The sequence below is a fragment of the Ramlibacter sp. WS9 genome (genome assembly GCF_003797765.1).
In the GTDB taxonomy this organism is placed as follows: domain Bacteria; phylum Pseudomonadota; class Gammaproteobacteria; order Burkholderiales; family Burkholderiaceae_C; genus Ramlibacter.
In genome coordinates this window covers 121,280-141,076 of the sequence record NZ_RKMB01000006.1, presented here as the reverse complement: position 1 = coordinate 141,076, position 19,797 = coordinate 121,280, and the positions used below count along the sequence as shown (strand labels likewise).

Here is a 19,797-nt window from a genome sequence, read left to right as displayed (position 1 = left end):
ATGGCCAAGTTTTTCATCGACCGGCCGGTCTTCGCGTGGGTGATCGCACTGTTCGTCCTGGTGCTGGGCAGCGTGGCCGTGGTCAAGCTTCCGGTGGCGCAGTATCCGACCGTGGCGCCGCCGTCGATCACGGTTTCCGCGGTCTACCCCGGCGCTTCGGCGCAGACGCTGGAAGACAGCGTGCTGTCCATCATCGAGCAGGAGATGAACGGCTCGCCGGGCCTCATCTACATGGAGTCGGTGGCGCAGGCCAACGGCAGTGGGTCGATCAACCTCAGCTTCGAATCGGGAACGAACCCCGATCTCGCGCAGGTGGACGTGCAGAACCGCCTGGGCCGGGCCGCTCCGCGCCTGCCGGCGGCAGTGACGCAGCAGGGCGTGCGTGTCGACAAGGCGCGCTCGAACTTCCTGCTGTTCACCATCCTCTCTTCCGAGAACGCGGAGTTCGATCCGGTGGCGCTGGGCGACTACGCCTCGCGCGCCGTGCTGCCGGAAATCCAGCGGATCCCGGGTGTCGGCCAGGCGCAGTTGTTCGGCACCGAGCGGGCCATGCGCATCTGGATCGATCCGGCCAAGCTGGTGAGCTTCAATCTGTCGGTGGGCGACGTGAATGCAGCCATCCGCGCGCAGAACGCGCAGGTGTCGGCAGGCGCCATCGGCGACTTGCCCAACGTCGCCGGACAAGGCATTGCCGCCACGGTGGTGGTCAATGGGCAGCTGACGTCGGTGGAGCAATTCGGCAGGATCATCTTGCGCGCCAACACCGACGGCTCGGCCGTGCGCTTGCGCGACGTGGCGCGACTCGAGCTCGGCGCGCAGGGCTACGCGATCTCCGCGCGCCTGAACGGCAAGCCCTCGACCGGCATCGGCGTCCAGCTGTCGCCCACCGGCAATGCGCTGGCCACCGCCAAGGCGGTGCGCACGCGCATGGAAGAGCTGTCGAAATTCTTTCCCAAGGGCATGACCTGGTCGATCCCGTACGACAGCTCGCGCTTCGTCAGCATCTCGATTTCGCAAGTGGTCGAGACGCTCGCCGAAGCGATGATCCTGGTGTTCCTGGTGATGTACCTGTTCCTGCAGAACTGGCGCTATACCGCGATCCCGGCGATCGTGGTGCCGATCTCGTTGCTGGGCACTTTCGCCGTGCTGCTGTCGCTCGGATTCTCGATCAACGTGCTCACGATGTTCGGCATGGTGCTGGTGATCGGCATCGTGGTCGACGACGCCATCGTGGTGGTGGAGAACGTCGAGCGGATCATGAGCGAGGAGGGATTGCCGCCGCGCGAGGCAACGGTCAAAGCCATGAAGCAGATCCAGGGCGCCATCGTCGGTGTGACAGTGGTTCTGATCTCGGTGTTCGTGCCGCTCGCTTTCTTCGGCGGCGCCGTGGGCAACATCTACAAGCAGTTCTCGGCGGTGATGGTGGCGTCGATTGCGTTCTCGGCCTTCCTGGCGCTGTCGCTGACGCCGGCTTTGTGCGCCACGCTGCTGAAGCCGATGGAGGCCGGGCATCACCTGGAGAAGCGCGGCTTCTTCGGACGCTTCAACCGTGCCTTCGCGCGCACAGCCAAGGGATACGAAAGCTTCGTCGCGCGCATCCTTCGACGCGTGGGGCGCGCGCTCGTGGTCTACGTGGCGGTGCTTGCCGCCGTGGCCGTGCTGTTCATGCGCCTGCCCACGTCGTTCCTGCCGAGCGAGGACCAGGGCTACATGCTGGTGAACGTGCAATTGCCGCCGGGCGCCACCATCGAGCGCACGACGCGCGTGATGGAGCAGGTCGAAAACTTCATCCTCAAGCAACCCGAGGTGCAGAGCATGGTGGGCGTGCTGGGCTTCTCCTTCTCCGGGCAAGGGCAGAACGCGGGCCTGGCCTTCGTCACGCTCAAGGACTGGAGCGAGCGCAAGGGCAAGGAACACACCGCGCAGTCGATCGCGGGCCGCGCTTTCGGCGCTCTGTCGGGCATCCGCGATGCCTTCATCTTTGCCTTGAGCCCGCCGGCCATTCCCGAGCTGGGCACGGCCACGGGCTTCAACTTCCGCTTGCAGGACCGCGGGGGCAATGGGCATGAGGCGCTGGTGGCGGCGCGCAACCAGCTGCTGGGGATGGCAGGGCAAAGCAAGGTGCTCGCGGGTGTGCGGCCCGATGGCCTGGAAGACGCACCGCAATTGCAGGTGGACATCGACCGCGGCAAGGCCAACGCGCTAGGCGTGAGCTTCGACGCGATCAACGCCGCGCTGTCGACCGCATTGGGTTCCAGCTACGTCAACGACTTCCCGAACCGCGGCCGGCTCCAGCGCGTGGTGGTGCAGGCCGATGCGCCCAGCCGTATGCAGCCCGACGACCTGTTGCGCCTCTCCGCGTTGAACAACAAGGGTGCGGCCGTGCCGCTCTCGGCCTTCGCGAGCACTCGCTGGGTGAACGGTGCCATGCAGACGATCCGCTACAACGGCTACCCTGCCATGCGCATTTCCGGCGATGCGGCCCCCGGCCGCAGCACCGGCGAGGCCATGGACGAAATGGAACGGCTCGCCGCGCAGTTGCCGGCGGGTTTCGGCTACGAGTGGACGGGCCAATCGCGCGAGGAGAAGCTCTCGGGCGCGCAGGCCGCCATCTTGCTGGGCTTCTCGCTGCTGGCGGTGTTCCTCTGCCTGGCGGCCCTGTACGAGAGCTGGTCGATCCCGATGTCGGTGGTCCTGGTGGTGCCCCTGGGCATCGTCGGCGCGCTGCTGGGCGCGACGTTGCGGGACTTCCCGAACGACGTGTACTTCAAGGTGGGCCTGATCACCATCATCGGCCTGTCGGCGAAGAACGCCGTGCTGATCATCGAGTACGCGAAGGACTTGCACGCGCAGGGCATGAGCCTGGTCGACGCGGCTCTCGCCGCCTGCCATCTGCGGTTCCGGCCGATCATCATGACGTCGATGGCCTTCATTCTCGGCGTGCTGCCGCTGGTGGTGGCCTCGGGCGCCGGCTCGGCCAGCCAGCGCGCCATCGGCACCGGCGTGATGGGCGGCATGCTCACGGCCACCAGCCTGCTGGTGCTGTTCGTGCCGGTGTTCTTCGTGGTGGTGACCCGCTTCTTCAAGCCCAGCGAGCGGCAGCGGCGCATGTATGCGCATGAGGCGGACCAGGAGTTACCGCCGGGCGCGCGCGCGGGGGACCAGGTATGAACGGCCGCGCGCTCTTTCGGTTTGCGCCGCTGGCAGCCGCCCTGTGGCTCGCCGGTTGCTCGATGATGCCGGTCTATGAACGCCCGGCCGCGCCGGTCGCGGGCAATTGGCCTTATGCATCCGCGCCGTCAGGCACACAAGCGGCCGATCTCGACTGGCAGAACTTCTTCGCCGACGCGCGGTTGAAGCAGCTCATCGCGACCGCGCTGCGCAACAACCGCGACTTGCGTGTGGCGGTGCTCAACATCGAGCAGGCCCGTGCGCAATACGACATCCGCAAGGCCGATCGCTTTCCGACCTTCAACGCCGCGGTGGCAGGCTCGCGTACGCCCGCGGCCGGCGGCGCGACGACAAGCACCTACACCGTGGGCCTCGTCGTCACGGCGTGGGAAATCGACTTCTTCGGCCGGGTCGCCAGCTTGAGCGAAGCGGCATTGGCCCAGTACCTGGGCACCGAAGAAGGCCGAAAGGCCGCGCAGATCAGCCTGGTGTCGACAGTTGCCACCACGTGGCTCAGCCTGGTGGCCGATGAAGAACTGCTGGCGCTGACGCGCCAGACGCTGGCAACGCGCGAAGATTCATTGCGCCTGACGAAGCTGCGCTTCGACAATGGCGTGGCCTCGGAGCTGGATTTCCGCCAGGCGCAATCGCTCTTCGAAGGCGCGCGGGTGGCCTTCGCGCAGCAGCAACGCCAGCGCGCGCAGGATCTCAATTCGCTGGCACTGCTGCTGGGCGAGCCGGTACCCGCGGACTTGCAGGTCGCGGTGAGCACGGAGTCGGTCTCGCTGCCCGATTTGCCGGCGGGCACGCCTTCGGAAGTGCTGGTGCGCCGTCCCGACGTGCGCCAGGCCGAGCAGCAGCTGATCGCGGCCAACGCGAACATCGGCGCGGCGCGCGCTGCATTCTTCCCGCGCATCTCGCTGACTGCCGGAGTCGGTACCGCCAGCAGCCACTTGTCCGACCTGTTCAAGGGCGGTTCCTGGGGCTGGACCGCAGCGCCGCAGTTGCTGCTGCCGATCTTCGACGCGGGCCGCAACGCGGCCGGACTGCGCTCGGCAAACGTGCAGCGCGACATCGCGATCGCGCAGTACGAGAAAGCGATCCAGTCGGCTTTCCGCGAGGTTGCCGATGCACTGGCAGGCCGCGCCACGCTGGGCGAGCAACTGCAGGCGCAGCGCAACGTTGTCGAGGCGGAGTCGGTGCGGTTCCGCTTGTCCGAGCTGCGCTATACCAATGGCGTGGCGAGCTATCTGGACCTGCTGGACGCACAGCGGTCGTTGTTCACGGCGCGGCAGGCGTTGATACAGACACGTCTCGCGCAATTGCAGAACCAGGTGCTGCTGTATCGCGCGCTCGGCGGTGGCTGGAGCGAACCCGCCAGATAGAACTGCCGGGTCAAGCCCGCAATGACAGGCTTGCCGTACCATCGCCCCCATGCGAATACTCCTCGTCGAGGACGACAAGATTCTCGCCGATGCCCTTTGCCGGGCACTGGTGCAGTCCGCGTACGCCGTGGACGTGGTGGGCGACGGGCAGCAGGCCGACAACGCGCTGGCGCTCGAGATCTATGACCTCGCGATCCTCGACATCGGCTTGCCGGGCCCCAGCGGGCTGGAGGTGCTGCAGCGCCTGCGGGCTCGCAAGTCACGCGTTCCGGTGCTGATGCTCACGGCGATGGACGCGCTTGCCGACCGCGTGCGGGGCCTGGATCTGGGCGCCGACGACTACCTGGCGAAGCCATTCGACCTGCCGGAACTGGAAGCGCGGGTACGGGCGCTGCTGCGGCGTGGCAGCACGAACGCGTCGCCGTCGCTGGTCCACGGCCGGCTGCGGCTGGACACGGCCGGGCGGCGCGTCTTCTACGACGACCAGCCCGTGGAACTGTCGGCGCGCGAGCTCGCGGTGCTGGAGCTACTGCTCATGAGGGAAGGCCGTGTCGTCAGCAAGGAGCACATGGTCAACCACCTCTATGGCTGGGGCGACGAAGTCGGGGCCAATGCGATCGAAGTCTACGTCTCGCGCATCCGCAAGAAGCTCGAGCCCCTGGGCTGCGAGATCCGCACCGTGCGCGGCATGGGCTACCTGATGGAGCGCGTTGGTGGAGCGGGCTGAACCGCGGCTGCAGTACAAGCTCCTGGCCTGGCTGCTGGGGCCGCTGATGGTCCTGCTGGTGCTGGACACGGTGTTCACCTACTGGACGTCGGTCAACATCTCGAATCTGGCGCACGACCGCTCGCTGCACGAAATCGCCCGCGAAGTGGTACTGCACGTGCGGCCAAGCCGCGGCACGCCGAAGCTCGAGATGTCGAATGCCGCGGAGAGAATTCTGCTCGTCGACCAGCAGGACCGCCTGTTCTACCGCGTGAATGCGCGGGACGGCACGCTCATCGGCGGCGACCCGGCGCTGCAGGGGCCGCAGGCAGCCGGCCCGGACGCGGGCAAGCCGCGGTTCTATGACGCCGTCGTGCACGGTGTGCCCGTGCGGATGATCTCTGCATGGATGCCGTACGACGGCGACGGCGCATCCGGCACAGTGCTGGTCCACGTGGCGGAAACGCTGAACAAGCGCAACCGCCTGGCGCTGGAGATCCTGGCCAATGTCGTCGTGCCCCAGCTCCTGCTGATCGTCATGGCGGCGCAGGTGGTCTACTTCGGCATCTCGCGCGGCCTGCGGCCGCTCCTGCGGTTGCAGGCCGCCGTGTCCAACCGCTCCCATCTCGACCTGAGCCCCGTCGACACGCGCAATGTGCCGGGCGAGGTCATGCCCCTGGTCACCGAGGTCAACGAGCTGATGCTGCGGCTGGGCAAGACCCTCAACTTCCAGAATCGATTCATTGCCGACGCCGCGCACCAGCTCAAGACGCCCGTCAGCGGGCTGAAGGCGCAGATCGAGCTGGCGCTGCGCGAAGACGATCCGGCCAGGGTTCGCCATTCGCTGGCGCAGCTCTATGTGAGCGCCGACCGGCTGTCGCGGCTGGTGCGCCAGTTGCTGTCGCTGGCGCGCAATGAGCCGGGCGCCGTGGAGTCGGTCGAACTCCAGGCGATCGACCTCAACGCGTTGGCGGTCGAGGTCGCGATGGACTGGGTGCCGGTCGCGCTCAAACGCGACATCGACCTGGGCTTCGAGGCATGGCCCGAGCCGGTCGTCATCGATGCCGATGCGGACCGGTTGCGTGAGTTGATCAACAACCTGGTCGACAACGCCGTGCGTTACAGCCAGGAAGGCGGGCGCGTGACGGTGGCGGTGGGGTTGACCGCCGAAGGGCAGGGCCGCCTTTCGGTGAGCGACGACGGGCCGCACATCCCCGTGGATGAAAGGACGCGGATCTTCGAACGCTTCCACCGGCTGCTGGGAAGCCACGCCGACGGCAGCGGACTGGGCCTGGCGATCGTCAGCGAGATCGCCGCGCTGCACGACGCGCGCATCACGCTGGAAGAAGACCGCGACGGCATCGGCAACACCTTCAGCGTCGTCTTCCCGGCGCCCGCACCCGAGATGGATGATCCGCCGGCTGCGTAAGGTTGGCGACAGGAAAGCGACAACTTCACGACAGCCTGCAGACATGTACGGGACAGGCAGGCGGCAGGGCTGCGACAGCCCACGTCCCTATTCTCGGTCGAGCAGGAACCGATCCCCGGTTCCGCCCACCCCTGCTCGAGGAGACCCCAAGAATGTCCGCATTCACGACCCCAGAATTCTGGATCGCGCTTTCCCAGATCATCATGATCAACATCGTGCTCAGCGGCGACAACGCCGTGGTGATCGCGCTGGCTTCGCGGTCGCTGCCCCCGGCGCAGCAGAAGAAGGCCATCATGTTCGGCAGCGTCGGCGCGATCGTGCTGCGCATCGTGCTGACCTTCTTCGCGGTCTACCTGCTCTCGCTGCCCTACCTGAAGCTCATTGGCGCGGCCTTGCTGCTGTGGATCGGCATCGGCCTGCTGAAGGGCGATGACGAGGAAGAACACATGGAGAGCCATTCGAACCTGGCTGCCGCCATCAAGACGATCATCGTCGCCGACCTCGTGATGAGCCTGGACAACGTGCTGGGCGTCGCCGCGGCGGCCAAGGGCAATGTGGTCTTGCTGGTCGTCGGTCTCGTCATCAGCATTCCGCTGATCATCTACGGCAGCACGCTGATCCTGAAGCTGATGGCCCGCTTCCCCGCGATCATCACCATCGGTGCCGGTCTGCTGGGCTGGGTGGCCGGCGAGATGGCGGTCTCCGATCCGTCTGTCCACGCGTGGGTCGAAAACGGCCGCCAAAGCCTGCACACCATTGCCCCGGTGGCCGGCGCGTTGCTGGTGGTCGGTCTGGGCAAGTGGCTGGCATCCCGCCCGCAGGCCCTGCCCGGCAAGCTCAGCGAAGCCGCGGAGTAAGCATGCGAAACCTGCTGATTCACATCAATGCCGACAACGAGGCGGCCATGAAGTCGGCGGTGGCGCAAGCCATTGCCCTGTACCGCCAGGAGCCGGTTGCCATTCACTTGCTGAATGTGCAGCCCCAGCTTTCCGGACACGTCGCGATGTGCTTCGACAGCCGCGAGCTGAGCGGCATCCAGCACCAGGCCGGCGCCGAAGACCTTGCGGGTGCGCGGGCGCTGCTGGATGCGGCGGCGGTCCCGTATACCGCGCTGGTGGTGGTGGGGCGCCGCGCGGAGACGATCGCCCGGGTCGCGCGCGAACTGGCCTGCGACAGGATCCTCATGGGCAATGAAGGCCATGCGGGGTTTGCGGGCCGGGTCTTCGGCAGCCTTGCCGGCCAGGTCCGGCAGATCGTCGGCGGCGCCGGCGACTGCCAGGTCATCAGCCCATAACAGCCGCGGGCTACTTTTCCACGCCCATCACATAGTTGGGCAGCCAGGTCACGATCTGCGGGAAGACGGTCACCAGTGCGATGCAAAGCACGAGGCAACCGAAGAACGGGATCGCGGCCCTGGCAATGGTGTTGCTGTCCTTGCCGGTCATGTTCTGCAGCACGAAGAGGTTGAAGCCGACCGGCGGTGTGACCTCGGCGATCTCGACCAGCAGCACGATGAAGATGCCGAACCAGACGAGGTCGAAGCCGGCCTTCTGGATCATCGGCAGCACCACCGCGGCGGTGAGGACGATCATGCTGATGCCGTCCAGCGCGGTGCCCAGCACCAGGTAGACGACCACCAGGCACGCGATCAACGCATAGGGCGACAGGTTCATGGCGTTGACCCACTCGGCCAGTTCGCGCGGCACGCCGGTGAACGCCATGGTCTTGGTGAGGAACGCCGCGCCGGCCAGGATGAACATGATCATGCAGCTGGTGCGCGTGGCGCCCATCAGGCCGTCCCAGAAGTTCTTCCATGTCAGCGACCGGCCCCACGCCGCGATGGCGAGTGAGCCCGTCACGCCGTAGGCCGCGCATTCCGTGGCCGTGGCATAGCCCGCGACCAGCACCCAGACGATGAACACGATCAGCGCGGCGCAGGGGATGAGGTTGCCGCTCTTGCGGATCTTCTCGCCCCAACTGCTGGGCGGGTCGGCTGCCGGCACCTTGGACGGGTTGCGGATCGACCACCACGCGATGTAGCCCATGAACAGGCCCATCAGCAGAAAGCCGGGCAGGAAGCCCGCGAGGAAGATGCGGATGATGGAGGCATCGGCCGCCACTGCGTACACCACCATCGTGATCGACGGCGGGATCAGGATGCCCAGCGTGCCGGCCGTGGCCAGCGCGCCCAGGGCAAGCTTCTCGTCGTAGCCGCGCTTCTTCAGTTCCGGCAGCGCCACTTTGGAGATCGTCGCGCAAGTCGCGGCCGAAGACCCGCTGACCGAACCGAAAATGCCGCAGCCGAGGATGGTGGTGTGCATGAGCCGGCCCGGGATGCGGTTCAGCCACGGCCTCAGCCCTTCGAACATCTCTTCGCTCAGCTTGGTTCGAAAGAGGATCTCACCCATCCAGATGAAGAGCGGAAGCGCCGCCAACTCCCACGACGCATTGCTTTCCCAGAAAGCAGAGAACAGGTTCTTGCCGGGCTGCGTGTTGACGAAGAAGGCTTGGCCGATCCATCCACAGATGGCCAGCGTCATCGCGATCCAGACACCGCCCGTCAGCAGCAGCAGCATGATCACCAGCAGAAAGAGGCCGATTCCGAGCGTGGTCATCGTGTGTCTTTTCCTGGAGTTTTTGTTCAGACGTCGGATGAGAAGTCGCCGTGCGCGTGCCGCTCTTCCACCGCGGTCACGTAGGTGGGCCGGGCCCCCCGCGCCACCAGCACCATCTCGTCGAGAACCGCGATGAAGAACAGCCAGGCGCCGACCACGAAGCTGGTCTGCGGAATCCACAGCGGGATGGCGAGCAGGCCGTTGGCCATGTCGTTGAACTCGTAGCTCTCCCAGGCGAAACGCGTGGCCCAGAAAGCAAGGTAGCCGATCGCGAAGCAGGCAATCGCCAACGAGATGATCTCCAGCACCCGCCGCGGGCCAGCCGGGAGTTTTTCCAGGAGCAGCGTGACGCGCACGAAGTCGCCGTGCTTGAAGGCATGCGCCATTGCCAGGAACGCGGCTGCGGCGCACAGCCAGGCCACAATGTCGTTGGTGGCGCCGGTGCGGATGCCGAATTCGCGGGCGATGCTCTGGCCGACCATCAGCACGCAGATGGCCAGGACGCAGAGTGCGGCGAGGCCGGCGGCCCCGAGGTAGAGCCGGTCGAGGAATTTGCGCATCAGGCATTATTGCTCTGCTGAACCACGCTCCCGCCGCCATTTCCGCCATGAATCTCCGGAACGCACCATGAACCTCCGGTTCGTCGAAGCCTTCTACTGGGTCGCGACCCTTCAATCGGTGTCGCGCGCGGCCGAAAAGCTGTTCATCACGCAATCGGCGATGTCCGCGCGCATCGCGGCGCTGGAGGATGAACTGGGCACGGTGCTGCTGGACCGGCGCAACAAGCAGTTCCGCATGACTTTCGCCGGCCAGCGCTTCCTCAAGCACGCCACGCGCCTCCTGGAGCTGCAGCGCGAGATCAAGCAGGAGATGGGCGGCGAGGCGCCGCTGGAGTTGCAGATGCGCATCGGCGCCATCGAGTCGGTGCTGCATTCCTGGCTGATCCCTTGGGTGGAATACCTGCGTGCCCAATACCCCGAGCTGGAGTTGGAACTGTCGGTGGAAACCACGCCGGTGCTCATCGAGCTGGTGCGGCGCGGTGCGCTCGACATCGTGTTCACGGCGGCGCCGGCCAACGTCGAAGGCGTGCGCAGCAAGGCGCTGCCGCCGATGGAGATGGCCTTCCTGGGCAACGCGGGCGTGCACCGCAAGCGGCTCTACCGGATGAGCGATTTTGCTGACATGGAGCTGATGACTTTCCAGCGCGGCTCCTATCCGCACCTGGCGCTGCTCGACCAGCTCAAGGCGGCGCAGGTGCAACCCAGGAAGGTGCACGCCATCTCATCGATCTCCGCGATGGTGCAGCTGGTGCAGGCGGGCTTCGGCGTGGCGGCACTGCCGCTGGCCGCGGCGCGCAGGCTGCCGGACACCTCGGGGCTGAAGATCCTGCGCTGCGACACCCAGCTCGCGCCGCTGCCCATCCACGCCAACTACCGGTTCGATCCTTCCTCGGGAAGCGCCGAATTGGTGCTCAAGTCCGCACTCGAATTCATCGCCGGTTTCTGATGGGTTGCGCCCTAGGGTGAAACCCTGATATCGCTTCGCATCATCGAAAAATGTGATGAGCTGATCGAAATATTTTGCGTTTGCCGCGAAGCGCCGGCACTTCCAGAATCCGGCTCATCGCAACACGAGTCGAAAACACGAGTCGATTCTTTCCGGAGCCCATCGTCTTGAACGCAGCCAACCCTTCTTCCGCCGCCGTCACCGCCCGCCGCGCCATCCGCACCGGCGAGTGGGCGTCGCACACCAGCGGCCTGGCCGACAACCACGTGCAGGGCAACGTGGTGATCCTGCCCGCGGATCTGGCCGGCGACTTCCTGCGCTACTGCCAGCGCAATCCCAAGCCGTGCCCCGTGCTCGCCGTTTCCGAGCCCGGCGATCCGTTCCTGCCCACGCTGGGTAAGGACATCGACATCCGCACCGACGTGCCGCGTTATCGGGTGTGGCGCAAGGGCGAGCTGGCCGCCGAGCCGGGCGACATCACCCACCTCTGGCGCGATGACCTGGTGACTTTCGTGATCGGCTGCTCGTTCTCGTTCGAGCAGGCGCTCATCGAAGCCGGCCTGCCGCTGCGGCACATCGAACAGAACCGCAACGTAGCGATGTTCCGCACCAATGTGGCCACCGCGCCGGCCGGCCCCTTCAGCGGGCCGCTGGTCGTGACGATGCGCCCGATGCGGCCCGCCGACGCCATCCGCGCCGTGCAGATCACCTCGCGCTTCCCGAACGTGCATGGCGCGCCGGTGCACATCGGTGACCCGGCGCAGATCGGCATCGTCGACCTTTCGCGCCCCGACTACGGCGACGCCGTCGAGGTGCTGCCGGGCGAGCTGCCGGTGTTCTGGGCCTGCGGTGTCACCCCGCAGGCGGCCATCGAGCAGGCACGCCCCGATTTCTGCATCACGCACGCGCCCGGCGCGATGCTGATCACCGATCTTTTCAACCACGAACTGGCCAGCTTTTAAGGAGCTTTGCGATCATGAAAAAAGTACTCTCGTCCCTCACGTGCATTGCCGCACTGGCGATGTCCACCGGCGCGCACGCCGATGCCAAGTGGGACCTCCCGTCCGGCTATGGCGTCAACACCTTCCAGGTGCAGAACCTGCAGCAGTTCGCCGAGGGCGTGGACAAGGCCACCGCCGGCAAGCTGAAGATCACCGTGCACGCGAACGCCTCCCTGTTCAAGGCCAACGAGATCAAGCGCGCGGTGCAATCGGCCCAGGTGCCGGCCGGCGAATTCATCCTCTCGGGCGCGGCCAACGAGTCGCCGATCTTCGGCGTCGATTCCATCCCCTTCCTGGCCACGAGCTACGCCGACTCCAAGCGGCTGGACGAGGCTTCGCGCGCGGTCCTCGCCAAGACACTGGCGGCCCAGGGCATCAAGCTGCTCTACACCGTGCCGTGGCCGCCGCAGAGCCTGTACTCGGTCAAGCCGGTGGCAGCCTTGAAGGATCTCAAGGGCACCAAGATGCGCGCGTACAACCCGGCCACTTCGTTTATCGCCAATGCGGTGGGCGCGCAGCCCGTGACCATCCAGCTGGCGGAGCTGCCGGCGGCCCTCGCCACCGGCGGGGTCGACAACTTCCTCACCTCCAGCGCCAGCGGCGTCGACAGCAAGCTGTACGAGAGCGTGAAGTACTTCTACGCGGTCGCGGCGTGGCTTCCCCGCAATGCGGTGGTGGTCAACCAGAAGGCCTTCGACGCGCTCGACAAGCCGGCGCAGGAAGCGGTGCTGCAGCAGGCCGCGGCGGCCGAGCAGCGCGGCTGGAAGGCCAGCGAGCAGAAAGATGCCGAGTACCTCAAGGAACTCGCGGCCAAGGGCATGAAGATCGACCCCGCGGCCGACGGCCTGAAGAAAGAACTGAAGTCCATCGGCGACCAGATGACCGCCGACTGGGTCAAGACGGCCGGTGCCGACGGCAAGGCCGTCATCGACGCCTTCAGCAAGAAGTAAGGCGCTGCGGCGAACGCTCCATGTCTACAGCCATCCATCCCATGCCGGTGACGCCCGCCGCCACGGCCGCCGAGACGCCACGCCCGCACGCGCTGCGGCGCTGGCTGGACCTGAGCTACCAGGGCGCCGGCGTGCTGGGCGCGGCGTGCATTGCCGCCATCTGCGTGCTGATGGTGGCGCAGACCCTGGGGCGGCAGTTCGGCTTTCCCACGGGCGCCATCAACGACCTCGTTTCGTGGCTCTGCGCGGCGGCCGCGTTCCTCACCATGGCCCATGCCTTCAAGCACGGTGACTTCGTTCGCGTCACGCTGCTGCTGGAGAAGGCAGCGCCACCGCTGCGGCGCCGCTTGGAACTGGTGTGCCTCGCGATTGCGGTCGTCGCGATCGGTTACCTGGCGTTCTGGGCCTGCCGCTTCACCTACCAGAGCTGGCAGTTCAATGAAGTGGCGCAAGGGCTGTGGATCGTGCCGATCTGGATCCCGCAACTGAGTTTTGCCGCCGGTTCGCTGCTGTTCCTGGTGGCGGTGATCGATGAATTCATCCTCGTGCTGCGCGGCGAGCTGCCCACCTTCGTGCGGCTGGTGCAGGAGCGGCACGCCAAGGGCGATTTCTCGTCCGACCTCTGACCCACGTTCCTGAAAGACATCCATGGACACCCTCGCCGCCGGCGCCTTCCTGCTGATCCTCATGCTGCTGATGCTGTCCGGCGGAGTCTGGATCGCGATGACACTGGCCATCGTCGGCTGGGCGGGGCAGGCCTTCCTGACCACCAGCCAGCCGGGCCTGAACCTCTTCTCGGCCTTCTGGGAAAGCAACGCTTCCTGGGAACTGGCGGCACTGCCGCTCTTCATCTGGATGGGCGAAATTCTTTTTCGCACCAAGCTCAGCGAGGAGATGTTTTCCGGTCTGGCGCCATGGCTCAACCGGGTGCCGGGGCGGCTGTTCCACACCACCATCCTGGGCTGCGGCATCTTCGGTTCGGTCTCGGGCTCATCGGCCGCCACCTGCGCCACTATCGCCAAGGTGTCCCTGCCGGAACTGAAGAAGCGCGGCTACGACGAGAACATCGCCATCGGTTCGCTGGCCACGGCCGGCACCCTGGGCATCCTCATTCCGCCGTCGATCACCATGGTGGTCTATGCGGTGGCGGCGGACGCTTCCATCATCCGCATCTTCCTGGCGGGCTTCCTGCCGGGGCTGGTGCTGATGGCCCTGTTCTCCGGCTACATCGCCTGGTGGGCGCTGCGCAACAAGGGCAAGATGCCGCCGCGCGAGGCCGCCACCACGTTGCGCGAGAAGCTGCGCCTGTCGCGCAACCTGGTGCCATGCGCGCTGCTGATCGTGTTCATCTGCTGGTCCCTCGTGGCCGGCTGGGCGACCGCCACCGAATGCGCGGCCTATGGTGTGGTGGGCGCACTGGCGCTGGCCGCATGGAGCCGCTCGCTGACCTGGGCCAACTTCACCGAAAGCCTGGGCGGCGCGGCGCGCACCAGCTGCATGATCATGTTCATCCTGGCGGGGGCGGCCTTCCTCACCAAGACGATGGCCTTCACCGGCATCCCGCGCGAGCTGGCCGAGTGGGTCAACGGCATGCACCTGTCACCGTACGCACTGATCACCGCGCTGGTGGTGGTGTACCTCGTGCTGGGCACGGCCCTGGACGGCATCAGCATGATCGTGCTGACAGCCGCGGTGGTGATGCCGATGATCCAGAAGGCCGGGTTCGACCTCATCTGGTTCGGCATCTTCGTGATCCTGCTGGTGGAGATCGCCGAGGTAACGCCGCCGGTGGGATTCAACCTCTTCGTGCTGCAGAACATGACCGGCAAGGACAGCAATGTGATTGCCCGCGCCGCCATTCCGTTCTTCCTTTGCCTGGTGGTGTGCATCGTGCTCATCACCGTGTTTCCGCAGATCGTCACTGTCGTGCCGGACGCTCTGATGGGGAAGGCGAAATGACGGCACGACAGCCCCTCCTTTAAGGAACTCTCATGAAAAACGTCGTTGCGGCGGCCTTGCTGGCCGCCTGGGGATCGCTTTGCCTGGCGCAAGCCGCTACCTCTGCCATCACGCCGGCCGCCACCACGTGGAAGCTGGCCACCGGCTACCGGGCCGAGTCCTTCCACACGCAGAACCTCGAGGAATTCGCCCGAGAGGTGGCAGCCGCCACCCAGGGTCAACTGAAGATCGAGGTGGCTGCCAACAACAGCCTGGTCAAGCTGGCGGAGATTCCGGCGGCGGTTTCCAGCGGCAAGGTGGAAGCGGGAGAGGCCATCATGTCCGGCATGGGCAAAGAGGTGCCGTTGGCAGGCGCGGACGGCGTGCCCTTCGTCGTCGGCTCCTACGAGGCCGTGCAGCGCATGTGGGCGCTCCAGCGACCCGGCATCGAGCGCGAATTCGCGCGGCGGGGCCTGAAGCCCCTGTACGCCGTGCCGTGGCCGCCGCAGGGCCTGTACACGAACAAGCCGATCCGCGATGTCAAGGACCTGCAGGGCATGAAGATGCGCACGTACAACCCGACCACGGTGCGCATTGCCGAGCTGCTGAGCGCCACGCCGGTGGACGTGCCCATGGTCCAGGTGGGCCAAGCGCTGGCCGAAGGCAAGATGGACGCGATGATCACCTCAGCCGTGACCGGGGTGGAGAACAAGGTGTGGGGCGGGCTGAAGCATTACTATGAGCTCAACGCCTGGTTTCCCAAGAACATCGTGTTCGTCAATGCCAAAGCCTTTGCCGCCCTGCCGCCAGCGACGCAGCAGGCTGTCGTCCGCAGCGCCGCGCTGGCGGAGATTCGCGGGTTCGCGCTCAGCCGGTCGGCGGCGGTGAGCGCCACGGAAGACCTGCGCAAGAATGGCATCAAGGTCGACCCGGTGCCTTTCGAACTCAGCCGCGACTTGAAGCGCATGGGCGAAAAATTTTCCAGGGAATGGGTGGCGTCGGTGGGCAATTCCGCCAACGAAATCTTCATTCCGTTCTACTCTCTGCGTTGATTACCCGAAGACCACGATGACCGTCACCCGTTCCCCCGCATCCGCACCCCGCTGGCAGTTCTGGATCGACCGCGGCGGCACATTTACCGATATCGTGGCCAAGCGGCCGGATGGCTCGCTGCTCACGCACAAGCTGCTGTCGGAGAACCCGGAGCAGTACAAGGACGCCGCCGTCGCCGGCATCCGCCATTTGCTGGGCCTGAAGCCCGGGCAGCCGGTGACGCCCGACGTGGTCGAGTGCGTGAAGATGGGCACCACCGTCGCCACCAACGCGCTGCTGGAGCGCAAGGGTGAGCCGACGCTGCTGGTAACGACGAAGGGGTTTCGCGACGCGCTGCGCATCGCCTACCAGAATCGCCCGCGCCTGTTCGACCGGAACATCGTGCTGCCTGAGTTGCTCTACAGCTCAGTCATCGAGGCGCAAGAGCGCGTAGCTGCGCAGGGTGAAGTACTGCAGCCACTGGACGAAACGCTGCTGAGGAAGGAACTGCAGGCGGCATACGAACAGGGCCTGCGCAGCATGGCCATCGTGTTCATGCACGGCTACCGCTTCACCGACCATGAACAGGCGGCCAAGCGGATCGCGAAGGAGGTCGGCTTCACGCAGATCAGCACATCGCATGAAACCAGCCCGATGATGAAGTTCGTCAGCCGTGGCGACACGACGGTGGTCGACGCGTATCTCTCGCCCATCCTGCGCCGCTACGTCGAGCAGGTGGCCGGCGAGATGCCGGGCGTCAAGCTCTTCTTCATGCAGTCGTCGGGCGGCCTCACGGATGCGCACGCCTTCCAGGGCAAGGACGCGATTCTGTCCGGACCGGCCGGCGGCATCGTCGGCATGGCACGCACGGCCCTGCTGGGTGGGCATGAGAAGGTGATCGGCTTCGACATGGGCGGCACGTCGACCGACGTGTCGCACTATGCCGGCGAGTTCGAGCGCGAGTTCGAGACGCAAGTGGCCGGTGTGCGCATGCGCGCGCCGATGATGAGCATTCACACCGTGGCGGCCGGCGGCGGCTCGATCCTCGAATTCGACGGTTCGCGCTTCCGCGTCGGCCCGCAAAGCGCGGGCGCCAACCCCGGCCCGGCCAGCTACCGCCGGGGCGGGCCGCTCGCCGTGACCGACGCGAACGTGATGGTCGGCAAGATCCAGCCGCGCTACTTTCCCAAGGTGTTCGGCCCCAAGGCCAACGAAGCGCTGAGCTACGAGGCCGTGGAAGCGAAGTTCAACGAACTCGCGGGCAAGACCGGGCGCAGCGCCGAAGTGGTGGCCGAGGGCTTCATCAACATCGCCGTACAGCAGATGGCCAACGCCATCAAGAAGATCTCGGTGGCCCGCGGCTACGACGTGACGCGCTACACCTTGCAGTGCTTCGGTGGCGCGGGTGGCCAGCATGCCTGCCTGGTGGCCGACGCGCTCGCCATGAGCCGCGTGTTCGTGCACCCGCTCGCTGGCGTGCTGTCGGCCTACGGCATGGGCCTGGCCGACCAGAACGTGATCCGCGAGCAGGCGATCGAGCTGCCGCTGGCGCAAGCATCGCTGCCCCTCGTGGCCGAACGGCTGGATACGCTCGGTGCGGCCGCGCACGCCGACCTGGAGCGACAGCAGGTCAACGCTGGCACCGTCACCATGCATCACCGCGTGCACGTGCGGTACGAGGGCAGCGATTCGGCGCTGGTCGTGCCGTTCGGCGACCTGCCGACCATCGTCGCGGGCTTCGAGGCCGCCTATCGCCAGCGCTTCGCCTTCCTGATGAAGGGCAAGGGCATGATGGTGGAAGCCGTGTCGGTGGAAGCGGTGGTGGCGGGCGACGCCCCGGCCGAGCCACAGCACGAGGTCCACGCGCCACGCGAAGTACCGCGCCGCGAGACGGTGCGCATGTACTCGGGTGGCCAATGGCAGGAAGCGGCACTCGTCGTCCGCGAAGACCTGCGCGCCGGCGACGTGATCCCCGGCCCGGCCATCATCGCCGAGAAGAACGCCACCACGGTGGTCGAGCCCGGGTGGGAAGCCCAGCTCACGGCGCTGGACCACCTGGTGCTGGACCGCCGAGTGCCACGCTCGATGAAATTCGCCGCCGGCACGACGGTGGACCCGGTACTGCTGGAGGTGTTCAACAACCTGTTCATGAACATCGCCGAGCAGATGGGCCTGCAACTGCAGAACACCGCCTACTCCGTCAACATCAAGGAGCGCCTGGATTTCTCCTGCGCGTTGTTCGACTCGCAAGGCAACCTGATCGCCAACGCGCCGCACATGCCGGTGCACCTGGGTTCGATGGGCGAGAGCATCAAGACGGTGATCAACGAGAACGCGGGCCGCATGTCGCCCGGCGACGTTTACGTTCTCAATGACCCGTACCACGGCGGGACGCATTTGCCGGACATCACGGTGATCACGCCGGTGTACATGGGCGCCGCGCGGGACGACAAGCCGATGTTCTACGTCGGCTCGCGTGGGCACCACGCGGACATCGGTGGCATCACGCCCGGTTCCATGCCGCCGTTCTCGACGCTGATCGAGGAAGAGGGCGTGCAGATCAACAACGTCAAGCTGGTCGATCGCGGTCAGCTGCTCGAGGCCGAGATGCTGGCGCTGCTGCGCAGCGGGAAGTACCCGAGCCGTAACCCCGAGCAGAACATGGCGGACCTGAAGGCGCAGATCGCCGCGAACGAAAAGGGCGTCCAGGAACTGCGCAAGATGGTGGAGCAGTTCGGGCTGGATGTAGTGCAGGCGTATATGCGCCACGTTCAGGACAACGCCGAGGAATCGGTGCGCCGCGTCATCACCAAACTCAAGGACGGCGCGTTCACGCTGCCGCTGGACAACGGCGCGCAGATCAAGGTGGCGATTCGTGTCGACGCGAAGAACCGCAGCGCGGAGATCGATTTCACAGGGACGTCGGAACAGCAGACCAACAACTTCAACGCACCGACGGCGGTGTGCATGGCGGCGGTGTTGTACGTCTTCCGCACGCTGGTGGACGACGACATCCCGCTCAACGCGGGCTGCCTGAAGCCGCTGAAGGTGATCATCCCGCCGGGCTCCATGCTCAACCCGAACCCACCGGCCTCGGTGGTCGCGGGCAACGTCGAGACTTCCACCTGCATCACCAACACGCTCTACGGCGCGCTGGGCGTGATGGCGGCGGGCCAATGCACGATGAACAACTTCACTTTCGGCAACGATCGTCACCAGTATTACGAGACCATCTCGGGCGGCAGCGGTGCGGGGCAGGGCTTCAATGGCACGAGCGTGGTGCAAACCCACATGACCAACTCGCGTTTGACGGATCCTGAAGTTCTGGAGTTCCGCTTCCCTGTCCGCCTGGACAGCTACGAGATTCGCGAAGGCTCGGGTGGCAACGGTGAGTGGAAGGGCGGCAGCGGCGGCGTGCGGCGCGTGCGCTTCCTGGAAGACATGACGGCCAGCATCCTGTCGAACGGGCGCAAGCACGGCGCGTTCGGCATGGCGGGCGGCCAGCCGGGCCTCGTGGGCATCAACCGCGTGGTTCGCAGCGATGGTGTGGTCGAGGAACTGGACCACATCGGCCAGGCAGAAATGAAACCGGGCGACGTATTCGAGATCCACACACCCGGCGGCGGTGGCTACGGCCAAGGCTGATGCCAGTCATGCGAAGTGGAGTCTGTCCTTAATCTTGTGTTTGAGGCATAACATGACCAACGGGACCGTCAATTCCAAGCAACACGAATTGAAGGTGCGGTCATCGTGGCCAAGAGCGGCGCTGCCGAAGATGCCAAACTGCTTGACCAGTTCGTCACCGGGCTCCTGACCGGGGAGACCATCAACGCGCCCTCCATGGCCTTCAAAAAGGCCCTTATTTGAACGCGTCATGGGCGCCAGCCGAGCTGGGGCACACATGAGCTACCCGCCGGCGAGGCCAAATTCAAACCGGCGGCCAACCACGGCCGACTCGGGCCGTGCGGCCAGGACTGGAACGAGACGATGAATCAATTTTCGGTCCTCTACGAAAGTCGCTTTTACTAAATTTGAAGCTTAAGACGCCGCACTGACTTGCTCAC

Annotated in this window: 15 protein-coding genes; 13 read left to right on the top strand and 2 right to left on the bottom strand. The window is 65.8% G+C overall.

Annotated features, from left to right (window positions below):
* The 6 genes from EEB15_RS12005 (at position 1) to EEB15_RS11980 (ending at position 7,985) form a co-directional block, all read left to right on the top strand.
* A complete protein-coding gene (locus tag EEB15_RS12005) occupies positions 1–3,171 on the top strand; it encodes an efflux RND transporter permease subunit (RefSeq protein WP_141510092.1) in 3,171 nt (1,056 codons plus the stop codon).
* Positions 3,168–4,556, top strand: coding sequence for an efflux transporter outer membrane subunit (locus EEB15_RS12000; RefSeq protein WP_141510091.1), 1,389 nt, complete (start codon positions 3,168–3,170; stop codon positions 4,554–4,556). The genes EEB15_RS12005 and EEB15_RS12000 overlap by 4 nt, the downstream gene beginning before the upstream one ends.
* Positions 4,557–4,605: 49 nt before the next feature.
* The gene (locus tag EEB15_RS11995) at positions 4,606–5,283 is read left to right on the top strand and encodes a response regulator transcription factor (RefSeq protein WP_141510090.1); all 678 of its coding nucleotides are present in this window, start codon (positions 4,606–4,608) and stop codon (positions 5,281–5,283) included.
* Positions 5,270–6,691 (top strand): sensor histidine kinase, encoded by a 1,422-nt coding sequence (locus EEB15_RS11990; protein WP_141510089.1) that lies wholly within the window; start codon positions 5,270–5,272, stop codon positions 6,689–6,691. The genes EEB15_RS11995 and EEB15_RS11990 overlap by 14 nt, the downstream gene beginning before the upstream one ends.
* Positions 6,692–6,843: 152 nt before the next feature.
* A complete protein-coding gene (locus EEB15_RS11985) occupies positions 6,844–7,548 on the top strand; it encodes a TerC family protein (protein ID WP_141510088.1) in 705 nt (234 codons plus the stop codon).
* A gap of 2 nt (positions 7,549–7,550) precedes the next feature.
* Positions 7,551–7,985, top strand: a complete 435-nt coding sequence (locus EEB15_RS11980) for a universal stress protein (protein ID WP_141510087.1) — start codon at positions 7,551–7,553, stop codon at positions 7,983–7,985.
* A gap of 10 nt (positions 7,986–7,995) precedes the next feature.
* Here the strand turns inward: EEB15_RS11980 and EEB15_RS11975 are convergent, their stop codons facing one another.
* Together EEB15_RS11975 and EEB15_RS11970 are read right to left on the bottom strand one after the other, a co-directional pair.
* Positions 7,996–9,306 (bottom strand): TRAP transporter large permease, encoded by a 1,311-nt coding sequence (locus tag EEB15_RS11975; protein ID WP_141510086.1) that lies wholly within the window; start codon positions 9,304–9,306, stop codon positions 7,996–7,998.
* Between the two features lie 26 nt (positions 9,307–9,332).
* On the bottom strand, positions 9,333–9,866 hold the full coding sequence (locus tag EEB15_RS11970) for a TRAP transporter small permease (protein ID WP_141510085.1): 534 nt from the start codon (positions 9,864–9,866) through the stop codon (positions 9,333–9,335).
* Positions 9,867–9,933: 67 nt separating this feature from the next.
* Here EEB15_RS11970 and EEB15_RS11965 point away from each other — a divergent pair, with 67 nt between their 5' ends.
* The 7 genes from EEB15_RS11965 (at position 9,934) to EEB15_RS11935 (ending at position 19,378) form a co-directional block, all read left to right on the top strand.
* Complete coding sequence (locus EEB15_RS11965; protein WP_141510084.1) at positions 9,934–10,812, top strand: LysR family transcriptional regulator; 879 nt, start codon at positions 9,934–9,936, stop codon at positions 10,810–10,812.
* A 167-nt stretch (positions 10,813–10,979) separates the two neighbouring features.
* Positions 10,980–11,774, top strand: a complete 795-nt coding sequence (locus EEB15_RS11960; protein WP_141510083.1) for a putative hydro-lyase — start codon at positions 10,980–10,982, stop codon at positions 11,772–11,774.
* Positions 11,775–11,788: 14 nt separating this feature from the next.
* A complete protein-coding gene (locus tag EEB15_RS11955) occupies positions 11,789–12,763 on the top strand; it encodes a TRAP transporter substrate-binding protein (RefSeq protein WP_141510082.1) in 975 nt (324 codons plus the stop codon).
* 92 nt (positions 12,764–12,855) lie between these two features.
* Positions 12,856–13,389: a TRAP transporter small permease gene (locus EEB15_RS11950; protein ID WP_370283545.1), complete on the top strand. Its 534-nt coding sequence runs from the start codon at positions 12,856–12,858 to the stop codon at positions 13,387–13,389.
* A 22-nt stretch (positions 13,390–13,411) separates the two neighbouring features.
* Entirely contained in the window at positions 13,412–14,722 is a 1,311-nt protein-coding gene (locus EEB15_RS11945) for a TRAP transporter large permease (protein ID WP_141510081.1), read from the top strand.
* Between the two features lie 32 nt (positions 14,723–14,754).
* The gene (locus EEB15_RS11940) at positions 14,755–15,753 is read left to right on the top strand and encodes a TRAP transporter substrate-binding protein (protein ID WP_141510080.1); all 999 of its coding nucleotides are present in this window, start codon (positions 14,755–14,757) and stop codon (positions 15,751–15,753) included.
* Positions 15,754–15,769: 16 nt separating this feature from the next.
* Positions 15,770–19,378 carry a hydantoinase B/oxoprolinase family protein gene (locus EEB15_RS11935; RefSeq protein WP_141510079.1) on the top strand — a complete coding sequence of 1,203 codons (3,609 nt, stop codon included), beginning with the start codon at positions 15,770–15,772 and terminating at the stop codon, positions 19,376–19,378.
* The last annotated feature ends 419 nt before the right edge of the window (positions 19,379–19,797 follow it).

Bases quoted from the DNA above. Each gene is read 5' to 3' on its own strand.
- EEB15_RS11940 (WP_141510080.1), top strand. From the start codon at position 14,755: ATGAAAAACGTCGTTGCGGCGGCCTTGCTGGCCGCCTGGGGATCGCTT.
- EEB15_RS12005 (WP_141510092.1), top strand. From the start codon at position 1: ATGGCCAAGTTTTTCATCGACCGGCCGGTCTTCGCGTGGGTGATCGCA.
- EEB15_RS11985 (WP_141510088.1), top strand. From the start codon at position 6,844: ATGTCCGCATTCACGACCCCAGAATTCTGGATCGCGCTTTCCCAGATC.
- EEB15_RS11995 (WP_141510090.1), top strand. From the start codon at position 4,606: ATGCGAATACTCCTCGTCGAGGACGACAAGATTCTCGCCGATGCCCTT.
- EEB15_RS11945 (WP_141510081.1), top strand. From the start codon at position 13,412: ATGGACACCCTCGCCGCCGGCGCCTTCCTGCTGATCCTCATGCTGCTG.
- EEB15_RS11965 (WP_141510084.1), top strand. From the start codon at position 9,934: ATGAACCTCCGGTTCGTCGAAGCCTTCTACTGGGTCGCGACCCTTCAA.
- EEB15_RS12000 (WP_141510091.1), top strand. From the start codon at position 3,168: ATGAACGGCCGCGCGCTCTTTCGGTTTGCGCCGCTGGCAGCCGCCCTG.
- EEB15_RS11980 (WP_141510087.1), top strand. From the start codon at position 7,551: ATGCGAAACCTGCTGATTCACATCAATGCCGACAACGAGGCGGCCATG.
- EEB15_RS11975 (WP_141510086.1), bottom strand. From the start codon at position 9,306: ATGACCACGCTCGGAATCGGCCTCTTTCTGCTGGTGATCATGCTGCTG.
- EEB15_RS11935 (WP_141510079.1), top strand. From the start codon at position 15,770: ATGACCGTCACCCGTTCCCCCGCATCCGCACCCCGCTGGCAGTTCTGG.
- EEB15_RS11970 (WP_141510085.1), bottom strand. From the start codon at position 9,866: ATGCGCAAATTCCTCGACCGGCTCTACCTCGGGGCCGCCGGCCTCGCC.
- EEB15_RS11955 (WP_141510082.1), top strand. From the start codon at position 11,789: ATGAAAAAAGTACTCTCGTCCCTCACGTGCATTGCCGCACTGGCGATG.